This window comes from Nostoc sp. CHAB 5715, assembly GCF_020829685.1.
In the GTDB taxonomy this organism is placed as follows: Bacteria; Cyanobacteriota; Cyanobacteriia; order Cyanobacteriales; family Nostocaceae; genus Nostoc.
This window is the reverse complement of the sequence record NZ_JAIVFR010000021.1, coordinates 1-17,030: the sequence shown is the minus strand read 5'-3', so window position 1 is coordinate 17,030 and position 17,030 is coordinate 1. Positions and strand designations below refer to the sequence as shown.

At 41.5% G+C, this 17,030-nt stretch carries 21 protein-coding genes and 1 pseudogene; 7 read left to right on the top strand and 15 right to left on the bottom strand.

What is annotated here, in order from left to right:
* Positions 1 to 166 precede the first annotated feature (166 nt).
* Entirely contained in the window at positions 167 to 325 is a 159-nt protein-coding gene (locus tag LC574_RS02420; RefSeq protein ID WP_229451338.1) for a hypothetical protein, read from the top strand.
* Between the two features lie 32 nt (positions 326 to 357).
* Here the strand turns inward: LC574_RS02420 and LC574_RS02415 are convergent, their stop codons facing one another.
* Together LC574_RS02415 and LC574_RS02410 are read right to left on the bottom strand one after the other, a co-directional pair.
* Complete coding sequence (locus LC574_RS02415; RefSeq protein WP_229451337.1) at positions 358 to 786, bottom strand: type II toxin-antitoxin system VapC family toxin; 429 nt, start codon at positions 784 to 786, stop codon at positions 358 to 360.
* Positions 779 to 1,012, bottom strand: coding sequence for a hypothetical protein (locus tag LC574_RS02410; RefSeq protein ID WP_229451336.1), 234 nt, complete (start codon positions 1,010 to 1,012; stop codon positions 779 to 781). The genes LC574_RS02415 and LC574_RS02410 overlap by 8 nt, the downstream gene beginning before the upstream one ends.
* 302 nt (positions 1,013 to 1,314) lie before the next feature.
* On the opposite strand from LC574_RS02410, the gene xseA reads away from it, so the two are divergent.
* Positions 1,315 to 2,547 carry an exodeoxyribonuclease VII large subunit gene (xseA, locus tag LC574_RS02405; protein WP_229451335.1) on the top strand — a complete coding sequence of 411 codons (1,233 nt, stop codon included), beginning with the start codon at positions 1,315 to 1,317 and terminating at the stop codon, positions 2,545 to 2,547.
* Positions 2,548 to 2,591: 44 nt separating this feature from the next.
* Positions 2,592 to 2,822 (top strand): exodeoxyribonuclease VII small subunit, encoded by a 231-nt coding sequence (gene xseB / locus LC574_RS02400; protein ID WP_229451334.1) that lies wholly within the window; start codon positions 2,592 to 2,594, stop codon positions 2,820 to 2,822.
* A gap of 243 nt (positions 2,823 to 3,065) precedes the next feature.
* On the opposite strand, the gene LC574_RS02395 is transcribed toward xseB, so the two are convergent.
* The gene (locus tag LC574_RS02395) at positions 3,066 to 3,293 is read right to left on the bottom strand and encodes a hypothetical protein (RefSeq protein ID WP_229451333.1); all 228 of its coding nucleotides are present in this window, start codon (positions 3,291 to 3,293) and stop codon (positions 3,066 to 3,068) included.
* A 66-nt stretch (positions 3,294 to 3,359) separates the two neighbouring features.
* On the opposite strand from LC574_RS02395, the gene LC574_RS02390 reads away from it, so the two are divergent.
* Together LC574_RS02390 and LC574_RS02385 are read left to right on the top strand one after the other, a co-directional pair.
* Positions 3,360 to 4,970: a leucine-rich repeat domain-containing protein gene (locus LC574_RS02390; RefSeq protein WP_229451332.1), complete on the top strand. Its 1,611-nt coding sequence runs from the start codon at positions 3,360 to 3,362 to the stop codon at positions 4,968 to 4,970.
* Between the two features lie 36 nt (positions 4,971 to 5,006).
* A complete protein-coding gene (locus LC574_RS02385) occupies positions 5,007 to 5,297 on the top strand; it encodes a hypothetical protein (RefSeq protein WP_229451331.1) in 291 nt (96 codons plus the stop codon).
* A gap of 89 nt (positions 5,298 to 5,386) precedes the next feature.
* Here LC574_RS02385 and LC574_RS02380 read toward each other — a convergent pair.
* From LC574_RS02380 to LC574_RS02355, 6 genes and pseudogenes are all read right to left on the bottom strand, one after another.
* Positions 5,387 to 6,555, bottom strand: a pseudogene (locus LC574_RS02380) (IS4 family transposase).
* A gap of 148 nt (positions 6,556 to 6,703) precedes the next feature.
* Entirely contained in the window at positions 6,704 to 6,805 is a 102-nt protein-coding gene (locus LC574_RS02375) for a hypothetical protein (protein WP_229451330.1), read from the bottom strand.
* Positions 6,806 to 6,821: 16 nt separating this feature from the next.
* Positions 6,822 to 7,199: a Fic family protein gene (locus LC574_RS02370; RefSeq protein WP_229451329.1), complete on the bottom strand. Its 378-nt coding sequence runs from the start codon at positions 7,197 to 7,199 to the stop codon at positions 6,822 to 6,824.
* Positions 7,171 to 7,551, bottom strand: a complete 381-nt coding sequence (locus LC574_RS02365; protein ID WP_229451328.1) for a hypothetical protein — start codon at positions 7,549 to 7,551, stop codon at positions 7,171 to 7,173. Before LC574_RS02365 ends, LC574_RS02370 begins: the two co-directional genes overlap by 29 nt.
* Positions 7,552 to 7,720: 169 nt before the next feature.
* On the bottom strand, positions 7,721 to 8,011 hold the full coding sequence (locus LC574_RS02360; protein WP_229451327.1) for a type II toxin-antitoxin system RelE/ParE family toxin: 291 nt from the start codon (positions 8,009 to 8,011) through the stop codon (positions 7,721 to 7,723).
* A 2-nt stretch (positions 8,012 to 8,013) separates the two neighbouring features.
* A complete protein-coding gene (locus tag LC574_RS02355; RefSeq protein ID WP_229451326.1) occupies positions 8,014 to 8,205 on the bottom strand; it encodes a hypothetical protein in 192 nt (63 codons plus the stop codon).
* Between the two features lie 227 nt (positions 8,206 to 8,432).
* On the opposite strand from LC574_RS02355, the gene LC574_RS02350 reads away from it, so the two are divergent.
* On the top strand, positions 8,433 to 9,056 hold the full coding sequence (locus tag LC574_RS02350; RefSeq protein ID WP_229451325.1) for a Uma2 family endonuclease: 624 nt from the start codon (positions 8,433 to 8,435) through the stop codon (positions 9,054 to 9,056).
* On the opposite strand, the gene LC574_RS02345 is transcribed toward LC574_RS02350, so the two are convergent.
* Positions 9,051 to 11,696 carry a U32 family peptidase gene (locus LC574_RS02345; RefSeq protein ID WP_229451324.1) on the bottom strand — a complete coding sequence of 882 codons (2,646 nt, stop codon included), beginning with the start codon at positions 11,694 to 11,696 and terminating at the stop codon, positions 9,051 to 9,053. The two genes, LC574_RS02350 and LC574_RS02345, sit on opposite strands and share 6 nt — an antisense overlap.
* A 308-nt stretch (positions 11,697 to 12,004) precedes the next feature.
* Between LC574_RS02345 and LC574_RS02340 the strand changes: the two genes are divergently transcribed.
* Positions 12,005 to 12,163 (top strand): hypothetical protein, encoded by a 159-nt coding sequence (locus LC574_RS02340; protein WP_229451323.1) that lies wholly within the window; start codon positions 12,005 to 12,007, stop codon positions 12,161 to 12,163.
* 300 nt (positions 12,164 to 12,463) lie between these two features.
* Here LC574_RS02340 and LC574_RS02335 read toward each other — a convergent pair whose 3' ends face one another.
* The 5 genes from LC574_RS02335 to LC574_RS02315 form a co-directional block, all read right to left on the bottom strand.
* Entirely contained in the window at positions 12,464 to 13,009 is a 546-nt protein-coding gene (locus LC574_RS02335) for a hypothetical protein (protein ID WP_229451322.1), read from the bottom strand.
* Positions 13,006 to 13,554: a restriction endonuclease gene (locus tag LC574_RS02330; protein ID WP_229451321.1), complete on the bottom strand. Its 549-nt coding sequence runs from the start codon at positions 13,552 to 13,554 to the stop codon at positions 13,006 to 13,008. The genes LC574_RS02335 and LC574_RS02330 overlap by 4 nt, the downstream gene beginning before the upstream one ends.
* Before the next feature lie 171 nt (positions 13,555 to 13,725).
* Positions 13,726 to 14,343, bottom strand: coding sequence for a Uma2 family endonuclease (locus LC574_RS02325; RefSeq protein ID WP_229451320.1), 618 nt, complete (start codon positions 14,341 to 14,343; stop codon positions 13,726 to 13,728).
* Positions 14,344 to 14,507: 164 nt separating this feature from the next.
* Positions 14,508 to 16,316, bottom strand: a complete 1,809-nt coding sequence (locus LC574_RS02320; RefSeq protein WP_229451339.1) for an ABC transporter ATP-binding protein — start codon at positions 16,314 to 16,316, stop codon at positions 14,508 to 14,510.
* 235 nt (positions 16,317 to 16,551) lie between these two features.
* The coding region (locus tag LC574_RS02315) for a 4Fe-4S dicluster domain-containing protein (protein WP_229451319.1) at positions 16,552 to 17,030 on the bottom strand (479 nt) is incomplete at its 5' end.

The following is a 17,030-nucleotide window of genomic DNA, read 5'->3' as shown; positions in this document are numbered from 1 at the left end:
AGGACTAATATTTGATTTCTGAAAAAGCTCGGTACAACTCGAAAAGCCTAATTCCTTATTCCCTACTCCCTACTCCCCACTCCCCGCCTACGTAGAAATTTCAAAAATCAAATACGATTCCTATATTGAGCCAGTTCTACTAACCAAGCAATCACGGCCTAGCCATGTGATTATCTCAGCAGAGAGCTACCAAAAATTAATTAATCGGCTGGAAGAATTAGAGGATATGGTTTTCGGTCAAGCTGCTGAAGTTGCTCTGAGTCAATCTAAAATGATTGGTACAGAGGCTTTTACATCTGCATTAAAGCATTTAGCTAATGGCTAAACTTGATGGCACTTGATCCATCACCATTGTTACTATAAACGCCAGTTATCTAATCTTAGTGAATAATCTAAATCCTGAATCCTTTGATAATGAGATAAATTACCAGTAACTAAAGTTAGATTATGACGGATAGCAATAGCAGCAATCATACAATCAGGATAACCAATTCTTTTTCCTGCTATCTCTAAATCAGCGTAGATTTTACCTGCTAATACTGCTTCTGTCAAATCAAAGGATAATATCTCCTGTGAACTGACGATGGTTAAAAATTGCTGAAGGCGTTGTTCTTGCTTACGTTTTTGCCAACCTTCTACAATTTCCATAACTGTAATTACAGAAATTGTATATTTTTCAAACTGGTTTAAGTAGGTATTAGCTTTAGCAATAATACGAGAATTTGCTCGTTTAATAATTTCTGAAAGAATATCCGTATCAAGTAAGGATTTTTTTACTTTATTCATTCGATCCAGTATATCCTCTTTTTTCCATCGCCTCAGCAACAATTTCATCAACAATTTCTGGGACATCCGCATATAATCCCATTAAGGGATCTTTTTTTTCCTGAATTTCTGCTAACCGTTCAATTACATGAGTAATCAATTCTGGTAAAGTTGATTGATTGACTATTGCCAAAGTTTTTGCTCGCTCAAAGGTGAGTCTATCTAGTTCAAGTTCTATCTTTTCCATGATGGTTTTAAACTCCCATATAAATCATTAGGGTTAATTAACCTAGTGTAACTCAGCATTAATGGCGGTGCAGGGAAGCACAAATATTTTTTAAAAATGCAGACTTGTTTGCTTTTAAGGGATAAATATGTGAATAAATTTTTATCTATATAAATTTAAAAAATTCCTGGTATTATTTACTGATTAATTTATTATGTTTAATGGAATTTTGGGGTATTTATAATTTAATACTTCAATACAATAACTATTAATTAACGTTATTTGCTAAGATTTGATTAGGTTTTTGCTCCCGCGCATCTTTGATGACTTTCGACCTTCCCGACTCTCTTATTCTGCATACGGCGCTTTCAGTATCTGGATTAACTGACTATATCCGCTTGCTGTTAGAGCAAGATGAACAATTGCGGCAAGTTTGGGTAACTGGCGAAGTTTCCAGCGCTAACCACCATCGCAGTGGGTTATTTTTTACGCTGCAAGATACCGATCGCACCGCCGGAATTAAGTGTGTAGTATGGAATAGCCAATTGCCAAAACTCGCCCAGATACCCGTTCCCGGTGAGCAGATAATCATTTTGGGCAGTATTCGCCTGTATCCGCAACGGGGAGAGTATCAGTTATCAGTTTGGCAGACTTTACCCGCTGGTGTTGGTTTACAGGCGTTGCGCTATCAACAACTCAAAAATCGCTTGCTGGCTGAGGGGTTGTTCGATGCTCAAAGAAAGCGATCGCTCCCAACTCACCCCCAAACGATCGCTGTCGTCACTTCACCAACGGCTGCTGCTTGGGGTGATATTCAAAAAACTCTCAGACAAAGGTATCCAGGTTTACAGGTTTTATTTTCTCCCGCTACAGTACAAGGTGAGCAAGCACCTGAATCTATCGTCAAAGCAATTGAGCGGGTGGAAAAAGATGGACGCGCCGAAGTGCTAATTTTATCGCGGGGTGGTGGTGCGGTTGAGGAATTGGCTTGCTTTAATGATGAACGAGTGGTGCGATCGCTTGCTACTTGTTCTATTCCTGTAATTACTGGTATCGGTCATCAACGAGATGAATCTTTAGCAGATTTAGTTGCAGATGCTTGTGTGCATACACCCACTGCGGCGGCGGAAATGGTTGTGCCAGCACTTTCAGAGTTGTATACTGAGCATCGGGGGCGAGTTGTGGCTTTACATGAAGCAGTGCATGACTTTGGAGAAAATTCTCTTAAGAAACTGCAAGTATTGCGAAACGGTTTACGACGTTTGCGGTTAGATCGACAAGTGCAGCTGGAGGTAGAAAAGTTAGCTTGGAAGCGTCAGCATTTGGTGCAAATTACAACGGGGCGATCGCAGCAAGCAACGCAGCATTTAGAGTTGTTGCGGCAAAAGTTAGCTAGTCTTGACCCGAAAGCGGTGTTACAGCGTGGTTATGCGGTGGTTAGACAAGAAGATGGGGCGATCGCTCGTGCTGCGGCTGAGTTAACTGTAGGGCAAGAGTTATTGATTCAGTTGGGACAGGGTGAGGTTATAGTGAAAGTTACGGAAGTAAAAAATTAGTTTAGATATATAGCGACTTACAACAGATTACTCTCAACATTTAAATGGTTAAACGTAAGAGCGCTTCTAGTTCTGATTCAACAGATTGGAATTATGAGGCAAAAGTTATTGAAATAGAAGGAATCATCGCTGGCATCGAGGCGGGTGAGTTGGAATTGGAAGAGGTCTTTGACCAATTTGCCAAGGCTGTTGAGTATTTGCGTCAATGCGAAAGTTTTTTGCAGCAGCGACAGCAGCAAGTAGATTTATTAATTGAAACTTTGAGTGATGAGTAAGTAGGTCATGCGATCGCTACGGACTTGTATTCTGAACCAACTGATAACTTGTATCAGTCCCAACAACCGCCTTAGACTCAAGTCTAAGGCTAATAGCTCAAGTCGTCTAAAGACGACTGGTAAACGGTTTTAGTCTACTTAAGTAGACTTTCGCTATTAGCCCAGAATTTAAATTCTGGGCGGGCGAGGGTGCTAATTGAGAATGGTGCAAGTTGTTAGTAAGTCCTACTTATGTTGAATCATTCAGTAGCATGAGGTGCGATTTACCACATCGCTCGATTTTGTAAACAATGCCAAAAATTGATCGCAGGTATAATAACAGAGATAGCTAGAAACCAGATTTAGATATATGCGCTCGCCACATCTCAAGGCACGTTGGCGTAGCCCGCCGCAGGCATCGCTTAAATCCGCAACATCCCAAACAGCGAACTGACAAGTCAGCGCCATCGCCAAAAAGTGATGGTCTAGCATTTTTCTTTAATCAGTTAAGATCATCTTATTATCAATCTTCTTTCCTTTTACCTTATCCTTGGAATTATGATGCAGGATGAGTTATTGGTACTGATAGATCGCGCGGTGGCTGAGGGTTGGCAAGAGTTAGACTTGTCGGGGCAGGAGTTGACTGAGTTACCTGTAGAAATTGGTAAGCTGAAGCAGCTTGAGTCTTTGATTTTGGGAAAGAAGGTTGAAGGTTATGAAGAAGTAGGAAACCGCTATCTCGAAAAGGTTTCGGGCAACAATTTAAAAACGCTTCCACTCGAACTATTGAGTTTGCCTAATTTGCGTAAGTTGGATATTAGTGGCAATCCTTTAGAGAGCATTCCCGATGTGGTAACGCAAATACTACATTTAGAGGAACTTATCTTAATTCGAGTAGAGCTAACTGAAATACCTGATGCGATCGCTAATTTAACTAATCTGACGCAGCTTGACCTCAGTGACAACCAAATAACCCAGATTCCAGAGGCGATCGCTAATTTAACCAATCTGACGCAGCTTCACCTCCGTAACAACCAAATAACCCAGATTCCAGAGGCGATCGAAAGTTTGCCGAAATTGAAAAAACTAGATTTACGGGGAAATCCGCTTCCTATTTCACCAGAGATTTTAGGATCTTCTGATGGTGTTGGTTCAGTTGAAAACATTTTCAATTACTTGCGATTACTCCGTAGCGGTGAAGTGAGTCCACTCAACGAAGCCAAACTCTTGCTCATCGGACAAGGCAGCGTCGGCAAAACATCCCTCATCGAGCGACTAATCCGCAATAAATATGATAAAAATCAATCCCAAACCGACGGACTCAATGTGGAAACTTGGAACGTACAGGTCAATAGCAAAGACATCCGCCTCAATGTTTGGGACTTTGGCGGACAGGAAATTTATCATGCCACCCATCAGTTTTTTCTGACTAAGCGCAGCCTCTATCTCCTAGTCTGTAATTGTCGCACCAGCGAAGAAGAAAACCGCATCGAATATTGGCTGAAACTAATCGAAAGCTTCGGCGGACAGTCCCCCGTGATTATCGTTGGCAACAAAAAAGACGAACAACCCCTCGACATCAACCGCAAGGCATTACGCGAAAAATATCCTAACATCCAAGCGATTATCGAAACCTCCTGCCAAGACAATATCGGCATTAATGAACTTCGCACCGCCATTTTACAGCAAGTCGGCAACCTCAAAGAAGTCTACGACCTTCTACCCCTGACATGGTTTGAGGTTAAACAACAACTCGAATCCATGACTGAAGACTTCATCAGCTACGAGCGCTATATCGGCATCTGCCACGAAAATAAAATTCCCGAAGAACAAAACCAAGCCCAAGCCACAGTAAGCAACCTTAATCAAACAAGCGGCGCAAGCATAGCAGAACTAATGCAAATCATCAGCACCATGCGCCAAACTACCGCCCAATTCCCGCCAGAAATCCGCGACGACATCATCATTGATATTGATGATGTAGAAGTAGAAATTCAAAAGCCAGAAAAAGAACGCAATTTACCCAAACTCAAAAAGCGTCTAGTAGCTTTACTAACTGCTGCTACTGTAGTCGCTGCCCCGATCGCAGGTATGACAGATTTTACAAACAATGTTATGGAAATAGGGGAGAAATTAAATATCGAACTAAAGCTTCCCTCTGGTAAATAGACTTTTCTAACTCCAGAGGCGATCGCATAGCTTGAAATGATGCCCGCCTTTGATTTGATGAGAATTGAACTAGCGATCGCCGAAATAACAAATGGGTTCGCCGAAATAACAAATGGGTTCACCGAAATAACAAATGGGTTCGCCGAAATAACAAATGGGTTCGCCGAAATAACAAATGGGTTCGCCGAAATAACAAATGGGTTCGCCGAAATAACAAATGAGTTCACCGAAATAACAAATGGGTTCGCCGAAATAACAAATGGGTTCGCCGAAATAACAAATGCTGGATCGCTATGCTTCAGTATCATAATCTCGAACTCACGTTAAAAAAATATCACTTCGGTTACGACAGATTCCGCCCAGGACAGGGGCAAGATGCCATTGGTGTCAACTTCCTGAAGGGGCTACGAAATCAGCTAATATGTAGACTCTATAAGCTTCATAGCCCTCATCCCTTGTTGATAATACTTCCGCTTGTTGCAATTTCATCTCATTAATTCTGTTACTAATTCCATACAAATATCCTTGAAATTGACCCAAGTTTGACCATATAAGCCGACATAAAAACTACTATGTTTCCGCTCAGACCTACCATATTCTTTAGTACGAGCAACATATTTTTGTATTCCTTTACGTTTAATGTGCTGACCTTGAATCGTTGCAGAAGTGTAAGCGATCGCTATTAATAAAACTAGTGAGATGAAGCGTTGATTCTCGACATGTGTATCTTCTAAATTATAGCCACCTTTCTTGAAATCTCTAAACATTTCTCGGAGGCGGAGTGTCTCCGACTCCGCTCGATATCAAATCTTTGCTTATAAGCTGAAATAGCAGACTCTAAACTTTCAAAATTTGTTAAAATCAACCATCCTTCTTTGGGAGCAACTCCGTTGATTTTACGTTTCCATTTGCAGGCAACATTAAAACTAAAAAAACCTTTGCTCTTAGTCACCTTGACTCCCTTAATAAAAAAGGAAACTCCCGGTGTTAAACCTAAATTATTTAGCTCAATCCAAATATCTTTTTGATATTCAACAAATTCGTTCTTTTTTAAACGCAAGCAGAAATATACACCCAGGTTCTGGAGATGCTTTGCCAGTTTTACAGAGCAAAATTCCCTGTCTCCCAGTACACATATTTTATAGCTTTTAAAAAGTGGCATCACCTTAGACAATAAATTTTGCTGTTCAGATATGTTGCTACTACCTAACTTTGGTAATAACTCAAAGTATATCGGGAACGCTCTTTTATCCCAAATAATGCTAACAACAAATAAATTTATGCGATTCCAATTTGTTCTATCAATTGCTACATAAATTATTTTTTCATTGGGAAAGTATGTTTTTAACCATTCCTTAACAATTGGAAACCAAACTTTTTCAATTGTTAGATTTGGTAATGATAGAAATCGTTGTATTCTTTTTCTTCTACTCTCAAATTTTATTGGCAAAGGTAGAGCATTTGCTAACTTTTCTAAATTAACTTTTTTAATTGACTGTAAGATATTAAGCAAAATTTTCAGGAACAGATATTCTGCTACAGTCAATTGACTTTTTAAGTGGTTTTGGTAGAATGCAGGTAACATTATCAATCTTATTGGCTTTGTTGCAAATCAGAGACCTATCTTTTTTTACCACAAAATGTTACATGCTTTACATACAAAGCTTTTTAGCCTATTTCGTCGCCCCTTCAGGTGTACACGGTAGCCTAAAAGGAGAAGGTCAATTAAGTATTCACCGCCACTCACCTTGGAGGGTGAAAGCCGCCCAATAACGGGGATGTTTCCAAGCTGGATTTTTCAAATCCTTTCCTTGAAAATCTTTCCCTTGCCACATTTGGCGTTGGGCGACATTAAGGGCGGCGGCGGGAGATTTCTTTTGTGCGTTCTACAATCCGTTCCAAGCTAATAAACCGACCCACTTCGTAATCAGCTTTGTACAGTAACAGTAGTGTTAGCAGCCGAGCCATCCGTCCATTGCCATCACTAAAAGGGTGGATGCACAGAAAATCCAGGATGTAAGTGGGGATGAGCAGTAATGGCTCGATTTCCTCGGACTCAAAGAGGCGGTTGAACTGTTCGTGCAACCGTTGCATTGCATCTGGTGTCGCATAAGCGGGGACTGGCTGAAACCTCACAACCTTCCTGCCATCTGGGTAAGTTTCGCTGATTTCATTATCTACAGACTTCCAGCGCCCACCCTCACCAACAGTAAACTGGGTATTGGTCACGATGCAGCTGTAACACCACTCCAGGGGTGAAAGGGATGTGAGCATAGCTGGTGTGGATGGTGGTAAGTACGTCTCGATAGCCAGCAATTTCTTGTTCGGAGCGATCGCGGGGTGTAGTTTTTTCGGCTACCAGTTCCTTGATGCGTTCCAGGGGCGCTGTGATGCCTTCTATACGGTTGGAAGACTCAGTGCTTTGAATAATCGCCGCTTGACGTAGTGTCTCCAAAACTTGGGGCGACTGTTCTTTGAATAACTCCTGCTTGCCTTTGTACTCACCAATAAGCCGGATGGTACGCAGTAGATTTTGAGTAATTAGCTGGCGTTCGATAAAGCCTGGTTCAAACGACTGCATCGACAGTTCCTATCAACTTAACTCTACCATATTCTCATTGCCTCGTCGTGTGAGTGCGTTGGCGATCGCGTAGCGTTGCGTAGGAAAGCCCACTGTACCCCTACGGAAAATTTTGCCAAATCTTCCGAATTCCTTATTTTGGCGTTCTCTAGCGAGATTTTATCTGGACTTAGATCCCCGACTTCTTGAAGAAGTCGGGGATCTGAAGGTCAAGTGAGCAATACCAATTAATCGACTTCATATAATAAATAATGCGATAAGAGCCTTCAATAACTTCTCTAATCTGCTTAGTTTCAAATTCTGGGACAATGCGACCCGATAATGGAAATTGGGCAATTTGCTCAGAGCGTTGAGTTAATCGCTCAACCAGTCTTTGAGCATAGTGAGGAGAATTTTGAAATATATAAGTATAAATAGATGATAAATGATTAACGGCTGTTTCTGTCCAAAAAACTTTCACGGTTACAATCCAAATTTTGCGCGTACTTCTTCAACAGAAACGACTCTTCCCGCTTCACTATCAGTTAATCCCGCTTCTATTGCTTGTCTTACATAGATTTCATACATTAAATCATCCCATGTAAAATTTTCTGGCAATTTGTCAATTAGCCGTCGTGCTTCTTCCTTGATATTTTTGTTTTCCATAACATTCATTGACTACAATCACGTTTATCTGGTTATTATAACGATTCTCCTCAGTGATGTGATATAGGAATCATATTTGATTTTTGAAATTATCTACGTAGGCGGGGAGTGGGGAGTAGGGAGTAGGGAATACGGAATCACGCTTTTCGAGTTGTACGGAGATTTTTCAGAAATCAAATCATAGTCCTATACCAAGTAATTTGCTAAACTCTAAATCATCATCAGGAGTAAGTGTGATGTTTCAAGCCTTACCAAAAACAATCGCTTTTGAAGAATTCCTAAATTGGAAACCAGACGGCGGATGTTATGAACTACACGACGGAGCAATTGTTGAAATGCAGCCAGTAGGAGATCATGAAGAGATTAATGGTTTTTTAGCTAAAAAACTAAACGTAGAATTTGAACGGCTGAGTCTCCCTTACCTTATACCCAAGCAAGCACTAGTCAAGGTTCCTGACAAAGAATCAGGTTATTCGCCCGATGTAATAGTGATAAATCAAAAGAATCTTTCATCAGAACCGATGTGGAAAAAGTCTTCAACGGTTACTCAAGCTGCGTCGGTTCCCCTAGTTATTGAAGTCGTCAGCACTAATTGGAAAGATGATTATGCATCCAAGCTGGTTGACTACGAAACTTTCAGCGTTCCTGAATATTGGATTGTTGACTATTTAGCTTTGGGCGGTGGAAGGTATATAAGTAATCCAAAACAACCAACTATTTCCGTTTACTATTTGGTGGATGGTGAGTATGACGTTAACCTGTTTCGAGGAAATGACCCCATCATATCCCCTACATTCCCAGAATTAAACTTGACAGCGGAACAGATTTTTCAAGCTGGGCGATCGCAAAATCAATTATGACCGCAATGCAGACACTCCCATAGGGCCACGAGTCACGCCCAATTGATTTTGCAGTTTCAATTCGCGCCACAGTTGGGAACCTGTAATCTCGCCTTGCAGTAGTTGACGATAGCGATGTATTGTTTTACTCACTTGTTCTGGTGTTTCATTGACAAACTCGATGCGAAACTGACGTAATCCCAGTTCTATGAGGCGCTGTACGTACTCGGCTCCGGTTTGAGCAGTGCCGTTAAATACAGTATTGCGACAACCTACATCGGCTTTGAGGACGTGTTCGCTACCAACGCGATCGCGCAATTTCACTTCCTGCTTTTCACAAGGTCGTCCACAGTTAGTGTAGTCTGTACCTGTCGATAGAAAGGCACAAAATACACAATGCTCCATGTGAAACATCGGTATATGTTGATGGATTGTCACCTCAAACCACTGGGGTGGACAACTGGTGAGCAGGTCTTGCAGTTGGGTAATATTCAGGTCATAGGATGCCGTCAGCCTTTCTAAACCAAAGTGTTGCTGAAAGTAGTCTGCTGTTAAGGGATTAGCAACGTTGAGCGAAAAATCTCCAATACAACGGTCTTGAGCAAAGAATTGCAATTGATCATAGTTGCGTATTAGATAGCCATCTGCTTCTGAAGCACGTACTTGTTGCAAAATCCAATTTTCCCCCGGTTTGGTAATTCGGGGTGGTGCAACCCAGATAGTGGGGAGTGGGGATTGTTGCCCTTGTTGGCGCACCATTTGCACCGCTTCTCGGTAGGCGCGGGGGTCTTCAAATTCACAGTACAGTGTTTCAATACCAGCTTTGAGGGCAGCTTGGAGTTGCTTGAGGTTTCGTACTAAGGCGATGAGTGAGGGAGATGAGGGAGATGAGGGAGATGAGGGAGATGAGGGAGATGAGGGGGATGAGGGAGATGAGGGAGATGAGGGGGATGAGGAGGGGAGTAAGTCTTGGAAAGAGACATCAGAACGTAATTGCCAGCGTTTGGGTTGACTTCGCAATTCTTCCAGCTGCACGAGAATTTGCCGCCGCATCCGGTTCAATTCACTGACGGGTAGCATAAAGGTATCACTGAGGTGGTTGGTTAGCGTTCCCAAACAGAAAGGTGTGTTACCCAAACGACCGAATTGTTCTTGTAAACGGTCTGTATTTAGGGGTTTGGTGTGCGCTTTCACCAGGGAAATTGCAGACTCTACTTGGACAATATTACCGAGTTGATCGCGGGCGATCGCAATCAACGCCTGACCAACTTCTCCATAAATTTCTATATAAATGGGACGTTGAAATTGTGGGTTCTCGCCAGCAAAACTCTGCCGCAGTTGCTTATCGAGTTCTGGATCGCTGGTTTTCCAAATGCGATCGCCTATATGCACTCGGCGCAGGTTCAAGTCATTTCGCCCAAAGGTAAGCAAAGTTTCTTTACCTTTGGACACCACAGCATAAACCCGTCCGCCTTCTTCCTTCGCCTCTGGATGACCGCAATCAAATACTATTCCATCTCCCGGTTTTACAGGCGCTTCCAATTTGACTGTTACCTGTTCGTTATGAATGCGGCTGACTTCACCCAAATAAACCCCACGTTTTTTACCAAAGCGGGCGTGAACTAGTTCCTGATTATTAATTCCGCCAAACCAACCCGTGTAGAGTCCGCGAGAAAATGCCATTTCTAGGTTGTAGTGTTCTTGATCTGATTGACCTCTCCCCCAGCCCCTCTCCGTTTCGGAGAGGGGAGTCTTTATTCCCCCTTCCCTATGAGGGAAGGGGGTTAGGGAGTTAGGTCTTTCCAATTGCGTCATCACGCCATCCAAAGCTTGCCGATAAACACGGGTGACATTAGCAACATACTCTGGGGCTTTCAAACGACCTTCAATCTTGAGACAAGTTACTCCTGATTTGACCAAATCTGGCAAAACATCCAACCCTGCTAGGTCTTGAGGACTAAGTAAATATTTGCGATCTTTTAAATTTACAACTTCGCCATCAGCGATTAAATCGTAGGGCATCCGGCAAGCTTGGGCACATTCACCTCGGTTTGCAGAACGTCCGCCTAAAGCCTCGCTAGTCAAACATTGACCAGAATACGCTACGCACAAAGCACCGTGAACAAAGACTTCCAAGGGTAGTGAAGTTTCCTCTTGGGCAATCTGCTGCTGAATTTTATTGATTTCCTGAAGAGAACATTCACGCGCCAGCACTACCAATTGACAGCCAAGGGACTTGGCAAATTCCACTCCAGCCGCACTGGTGATGGTCATTTGCGTAGAAGCATGGATGGGAAAATCGGGCGACAGGTGACGGATGAGACGGCATATACCAATATCTTGAACAATCACCGCATCCACACCTGCTGCAATAATTGTGCAAAGATATTGCTGCGCTTGTGCTAGTTCTTTGGAAAATATTAGTGTGTTGACAGTAACATAACCCTTTACGCCCCGACGATGCAGGAATGTCATCAATTGGGGTAAGTCCGCCTCAGTAAAGTTTTCTGCCCGCATTCTGGCGTTGAAGCGATCCAAACCGAAGTAAATAGCGTCTGCCCCATTTTCCACAGCAGCTTTAGCACAGTCCCAGTTACCTGCTGGTGCGAGTAGTTCAGGACGTTGAAGGGAGGGTTGGGAAGGAGAGCGATCGCTTTTCATCAGATTTAGGGTTAAGTAGCACCATAGTGATTTTATCGAAGTTATCGGGCAAAGGGGCGATCGCTATCTCCTCCGTGGCGATTTAATTCCTCTTCAGAGAGAGTAAAAACTGGATGTGATGCTCAAAATCAATATTGTGTATACATTGTCTACTAAGAATAACTACGCTGTTAATTAAAGACTAAATACAGTATTTCATTAATTTGTAGCGAGTTAAATTAGGCAATAGCTTGCATTGTTAATGCGTCGGCTTGCAAAACGCTACACTTTTACGCAAAACTGTACTAAGCTGAAGGCTGAAATTAACTATGTTAAAAGAATCTAAAAGTTTAGTGCTATCCGATCGTGACAGAGATTTGTTTATGTCAGTAATGCAAAATCCGCCAGAACTGAAAGGAAAACTTAAATCTGCTATTCACAAATATAGACAGAAGTATGACAAGGGATTGAAGGCCGGTAAAATCTAGACGTGGAAGTTAGGCGATCGCTCTTTTGTATATAACGAGTGATACACCAAGAATATTGCTGGAAATACTGAGATTAAGTCTATTTTGACAACAACTATGGTTAATCCATTTACTCAGAAACCTAAACCATATCCGTTTCAGGGAGGAGATGCGTACAGGTTTTTAAAATGTTGTAGCAAAAGTTAAAGATTTAGAAGCTCGTAGGTGTAGAGAAGAGTTTGAGACTCGAACCTTCAAATTACTTAAGGCTTATGAGAGGTTTACTTATCTACTACCTGAATCACTGGAATATTAATCAATTTAAACTGTAGGCGTAACAGCAACTGATGATAAAAAATTAATTAAGTTTTGTATTAATGAATGTTGTTGCAATGTCTGTATTTCATCATTACTAGCACTAGTTAGTATTTTCTGAATAACTGGCATATCTTTGCCTAAAACTGCTTCTAAAAACATTTTTGGCTTGCTCTGAGCAAGTTGCCATTCTAAATCAGTAAAGCTACGTTCAGCTAATTTTTCAATCAACGGACGATTTTGTACTAAGACTATCTCTATTTCTGGAACTGCCAGTAAAACTTTAAAAGGAATTCCAGGAGATGCTTGACGGAGTAAATAATTGAGTGTATCTAATTGTTCGCTAACAAGTGAATCATCTTCTGTATCTGCATCCGTCACTAGAGCAACAGGAATTGATCTAGTAGCCAGGAGTGTACTCGCTAACGATTGTGCTCCATACTGACCGGAACCATCTACAAATTTAATTTCTTGAATAATAGGTTGTGGTAGCAAGCGTTTTAAAATTACTATGTCTTGATTTCCTTCTGTAAGTATATAAGCTTGGGTCATATTTTAGCCTCAATTGTAATATTGTAATCGGGAAGACCATGTTCAATACAATGTCGAGATTTTTTGACTAGCGATCTAATTATACATTTATTTTGGAGCGAATATTTAATTTCTTCTCCTTCCCATAAGAGTATAGTTTGGGGTGAAACCAATCTCGCTAATTTCACAGCATTTGGTGTAAATCCCTTACGACTAAATACAATACCAGTAATTGTTGCAGGTCTGCGTAATAGTTGATTTCTTAGCTTCGCAATTGGTAAAATATCTACCGCTTCACATTCATCTTTGCATTCTATAATATAAGCTAAACCCTCTGAATAAACTACTCCATCAATTTGTTCTAATTCGTCTCCATCAACTCGTACACTATAAGGCCAAGTTACTTCAGCGCTATCGAGTTCAAAGGCTCGTAAAACTAAATACTCTAATGCTTTACCTGCACCCCAACCAGGAGTATCACCTGACTCAATTTCTGACCACAGTTGGATTAAATCATCCCAGTTATAGTTTGCAATTTTAGCTTCATACTCTTTACCTGTAGCCATGATTTTGTTTCAAATGTAGCGCTGCTGTTCTGTCTTCAGAAAATATATGCTGAATAATTTACTTTATTTATGTTAAATATAAAACCTTAAATAAGATGTATTCTATCAACAAAATGCGATGCCTGCGGTGGTCACTGAGCGCAGCCGAAGTGCGGGCTACGCCTACGCACCTTACCCCAATCCTTCAATATCAGCACCTTCCCCTTCCGACTCAACAGGCTCAAACTTAACTTTGTTGTATAAATCCTGTAAGGAAATCTCAAAGGGTACGGTTACAAGTGCGATCGCTTCATCTTCTTCATCATATTCACGAAGCGTCCATTGCTTTTTCCCAGTTTTAGAAAATTGATCTACATGAATCTGAGTTTGGTCAATTAATAGATATTCTTGAAAAGTAGAAATAGTTCGGTAAGCCTGAAATTTATCTTCGCGATCATAGCCTTTGGTAGATTTTGATAAAACCTCAACAATAATCTGTGGATTCAGAATTATATCCTTTCGGTTGTTAAAAAACTCTGGTTCACCTGCCAGAATCATCACATCTGGATAGGTATAGGTACGCTTTTGGAGTATCCATAGACGAACATCACCCATAAAAACCCGGTAGTTCTGCTTTTTAAAAGCGAAATTTAACTCAGTACTTAAGTTGAGTGCTATTTGATTATGATTTACTGTTCCACCCGCCATAGGAATTATCTGTCCGTTAATGTATTCACTTCTATAGTCAGCAGCTTCTTCTAGCTCTAAATATTCCTTTGGGGTATAGTATCGCTGTTGTGTTATTTGCATAGTTCTATTGGGTAACAATGTTTAACGATACGGAGCGTCTAGGCACTAAAGAGATTTTACCTATGTTAACCTGTTCGGTAAACATGGTTTGATAGAGGTGCTATGTGCTTTGTACAAAGTGAGCGATCGCTATGTCAATTCACAAAGATTGCTAGCTTATTTTTCTACTGATAACCGGCTGCTTGTAACAGAAACAACTTGGCATAACGTCCTCCTACCTCTAACAGTTCTTCGTGAGTTCCTTGTTCTATAACTTCCCCGTTTTCTATAACTAGGATTTTGTCAGCCATCCGTACTGTTGAGAAGCGATGAGAAATCAAAAGTACCATCTGATTTTGAGTAATAGCGCGAAAATGATTGAAAATCTCAAACTCAGCTTGGGCATCTATTGCTGATGTTGGTTCATCTAACACCAAGATATCTGCTTGCGATCGCATAAAAGCACGAGATAGAGCAATTTTTTGCCACTGTCCCCCCGAAAGTTCCTGTCCTCCCTTAAACCAACGACCAAGCTGAGTCTTGAAGCTTTGGGGTAATTGGTCAATAAAAGATTGGGCCATGCCTTTTTGGGCAGCAGTTCGCCAACGAGTTTTGTTTTCGAGATGTTCTACATCGCCCACGCCAATATTCTCACCCACAGTGAACTGGTAGCGGACAAAGTTCTGAAAAATCACACCAATCCGACGCCGCAACACATCCACATCCCATTCCTGCAAGTCCAAGCCATCTAATAAAATTCGCCCAGAGTCAGGGGTGTAGAGTCGGGTAAGTAGTTTGATTAAGGTAGTTTTACCGGAACCGTTTTCACCGACAATTGCCAGTTTCTCTCTGGGTTTCAAGTGTAGCGAAATGTTTCTCAACGTCGGCTTAGAACTTCCTGGATAAGTAAATGATACGTTCTCAAAACGGATACCATCTTGGGGATTTAAACCAATGGTTGCTTTCCCCCAAGACTTTGGTACTTCTTCTTCCAGAAAATCATAGAGATTTGATAGATATAGGTTGTCTTCATACATCCCTCCAATAGAAGTGAGGGCATTAGAGAAAGTAGATTGTCCTTGGCGAAACACAGTGAGATACATTGTCATATCTCCCAAAGAAATCTGACCTAGCACTGTTTTCCGCACAATACAAGAATAAGCTAGGTAAAAAGCACCAGTACTCACTAAACTCAGGAGATATCCCCACAATCCTCGCCGGAGAGTTAAATCGAGGTCTTCGCCATAGAGTTGATCGAATAGGTTGCGGTAACGTCCTAGCAGCATCTCTCCCAACTGGTAGAGTTTGACTTCTGTGACAAAATCTTCTCTTGCTAGCAGATTTTCTAAGTAGTGCTGTTGACGAGTTTCTGATGCACGCCAACTAAACAAGCGAAAGGCTTCCCCAGCAAACTTTGTTTCGGCAATAAATACAGGCATAGCTGCCAAAATCAGTACCACCACCGCCCAAACTGAAAAATTTACCAGCAAAATACCGTAGGTGAACAGGGAAAGAGCATTTTGCACTAACCCAAAGGTACGGTTTACTAAGGAAAGAGGACGAACTGATGCTTCTCGTCGTGCATTGCTCAATTTGTCATAAAATTCTGAGTCTTCAAACTGTCTAAGATCCAGTGTCAACGCCTTTTCTAAAATGAGTACATTTACCCGTTGACCTAGTAGCGCCCGCAATAACGATTGACAGATGATGATTCCCCGTTGACTGCCTGCTAGTAAAATTACAGCGATCGCTTCTAATCCTACATAAGATAAGGAAGGATAAATATTGACAAAACCATTGCTCTGTGAGTTAACTTCAGAGGCAAATACCACTGCATCAACAATCAACTTACTGATGTAGGATATCGCCGCCGGTAAAAGACCAGCAACTATTGTTAAACTAGCCAGAAGAATAGTAAGCGATCGGCTAGTAGTCCATACTAAGCTTACAGCCCGTCCACTGTAGCGGAAAACCGTCAGTGATTGGCGCAGGATATTTCTTTTTTTTTAATTTTCATCTTTCTTGCCGCGAGATACCCCAGCTTGGGCGGATCTTCCTAACTCTATTAAATCTTTATAAATTTTACATTTTTCTAAGAATGTTCGCTGAAAACCCCGAAGTTAAAACCTAAAAACTTTTTGGGATTTTTATGTTTCGGGGTGGTCATAGCATTTCACGAAATAATTGATACAAATCACTTTTGTTGCTCCCCTGCCCCCTGCCTCTTGCTCAACCCCACAATCTCCTACCTGCTTTCCCACTTAATTTTTGGTGAGCATCTTCCAACAAAGCTGGAATATCTAACTTTTCTGGACACCGAGGCAAACAGTCACCGCATTCTGTACAGCGATTAGCTTTCATTCCAGGGAACCAGTGACCGGCATTTTCAAACATTCCGTAACGATATTGCCCATAGTCAGTCATATCGTATGCCACTGCAAGATTTCGTAACCGCAACACCTCTGGAATATTGATATTTTCTGGACAGGGCAAACAAGCATAACACTGGCTACACTTATCAGTTTCTAAAGCAACTTTTTGGTGATTTTCTAATCGCTCAAAAGCAGAAATTTCTGCTGATGTTAACTCTTCATCATAGCCAGCGATTCGCAAAGGTTCCCTTAATTCATCTGGGTTTGCTGGGCCGATACTCAAAGTAGTAATACGGTTGTTAGCTAGTAAACATCGATACGGAATGTTTGAAAATG

Bases quoted from the DNA above. Each gene is read 5' to 3' on its own strand.
- LC574_RS02415 (WP_229451337.1), bottom strand. From the start codon at position 786: ATGAATAAAGTAAAAAAATCCTTACTTGATACGGATATTCTTTCAGAA.
- LC574_RS02410 (WP_229451336.1), bottom strand. From the start codon at position 1,012: ATGGAAAAGATAGAACTTGAACTAGATAGACTCACCTTTGAGCGAGCA.
- xseA (WP_229451335.1), top strand. From the start codon at position 1,315: ATGACTTTCGACCTTCCCGACTCTCTTATTCTGCATACGGCGCTTTCA.
- xseB (WP_229451334.1), top strand. From the start codon at position 2,592: ATGGTTAAACGTAAGAGCGCTTCTAGTTCTGATTCAACAGATTGGAAT.
- LC574_RS02395 (WP_229451333.1), bottom strand. From the start codon at position 3,293: ATGCTAGACCATCACTTTTTGGCGATGGCGCTGACTTGTCAGTTCGCT.
- LC574_RS02390 (WP_229451332.1), top strand. From the start codon at position 3,360: ATGATGCAGGATGAGTTATTGGTACTGATAGATCGCGCGGTGGCTGAG.
- LC574_RS02385 (WP_229451331.1), top strand. From the start codon at position 5,007: ATGATGCCCGCCTTTGATTTGATGAGAATTGAACTAGCGATCGCCGAA.
- LC574_RS02375 (WP_229451330.1), bottom strand. From the start codon at position 6,805: ATGTGGCAAGGGAAAGATTTTCAAGGAAAGGATTTGAAAAATCCAGCT.
- LC574_RS02365 (WP_229451328.1), bottom strand. From the start codon at position 7,551: ATGCAGTCGTTTGAACCAGGCTTTATCGAACGCCAGCTAATTACTCAA.
- LC574_RS02355 (WP_229451326.1), bottom strand. From the start codon at position 8,205: ATGAATGTTATGGAAAACAAAAATATCAAGGAAGAAGCACGACGGCTA.
- LC574_RS02350 (WP_229451325.1), top strand. From the start codon at position 8,433: ATGTTTCAAGCCTTACCAAAAACAATCGCTTTTGAAGAATTCCTAAAT.
- LC574_RS02345 (WP_229451324.1), bottom strand. From the start codon at position 11,696: ATGAAAAGCGATCGCTCTCCTTCCCAACCCTCCCTTCAACGTCCTGAA.
- LC574_RS02340 (WP_229451323.1), top strand. From the start codon at position 12,005: ATGTTAAAAGAATCTAAAAGTTTAGTGCTATCCGATCGTGACAGAGAT.
- LC574_RS02335 (WP_229451322.1), bottom strand. From the start codon at position 13,009: ATGACCCAAGCTTATATACTTACAGAAGGAAATCAAGACATAGTAATT.
- LC574_RS02330 (WP_229451321.1), bottom strand. From the start codon at position 13,554: ATGGCTACAGGTAAAGAGTATGAAGCTAAAATTGCAAACTATAACTGG.
- LC574_RS02325 (WP_229451320.1), bottom strand. From the start codon at position 14,343: ATGCAAATAACACAACAGCGATACTATACCCCAAAGGAATATTTAGAG.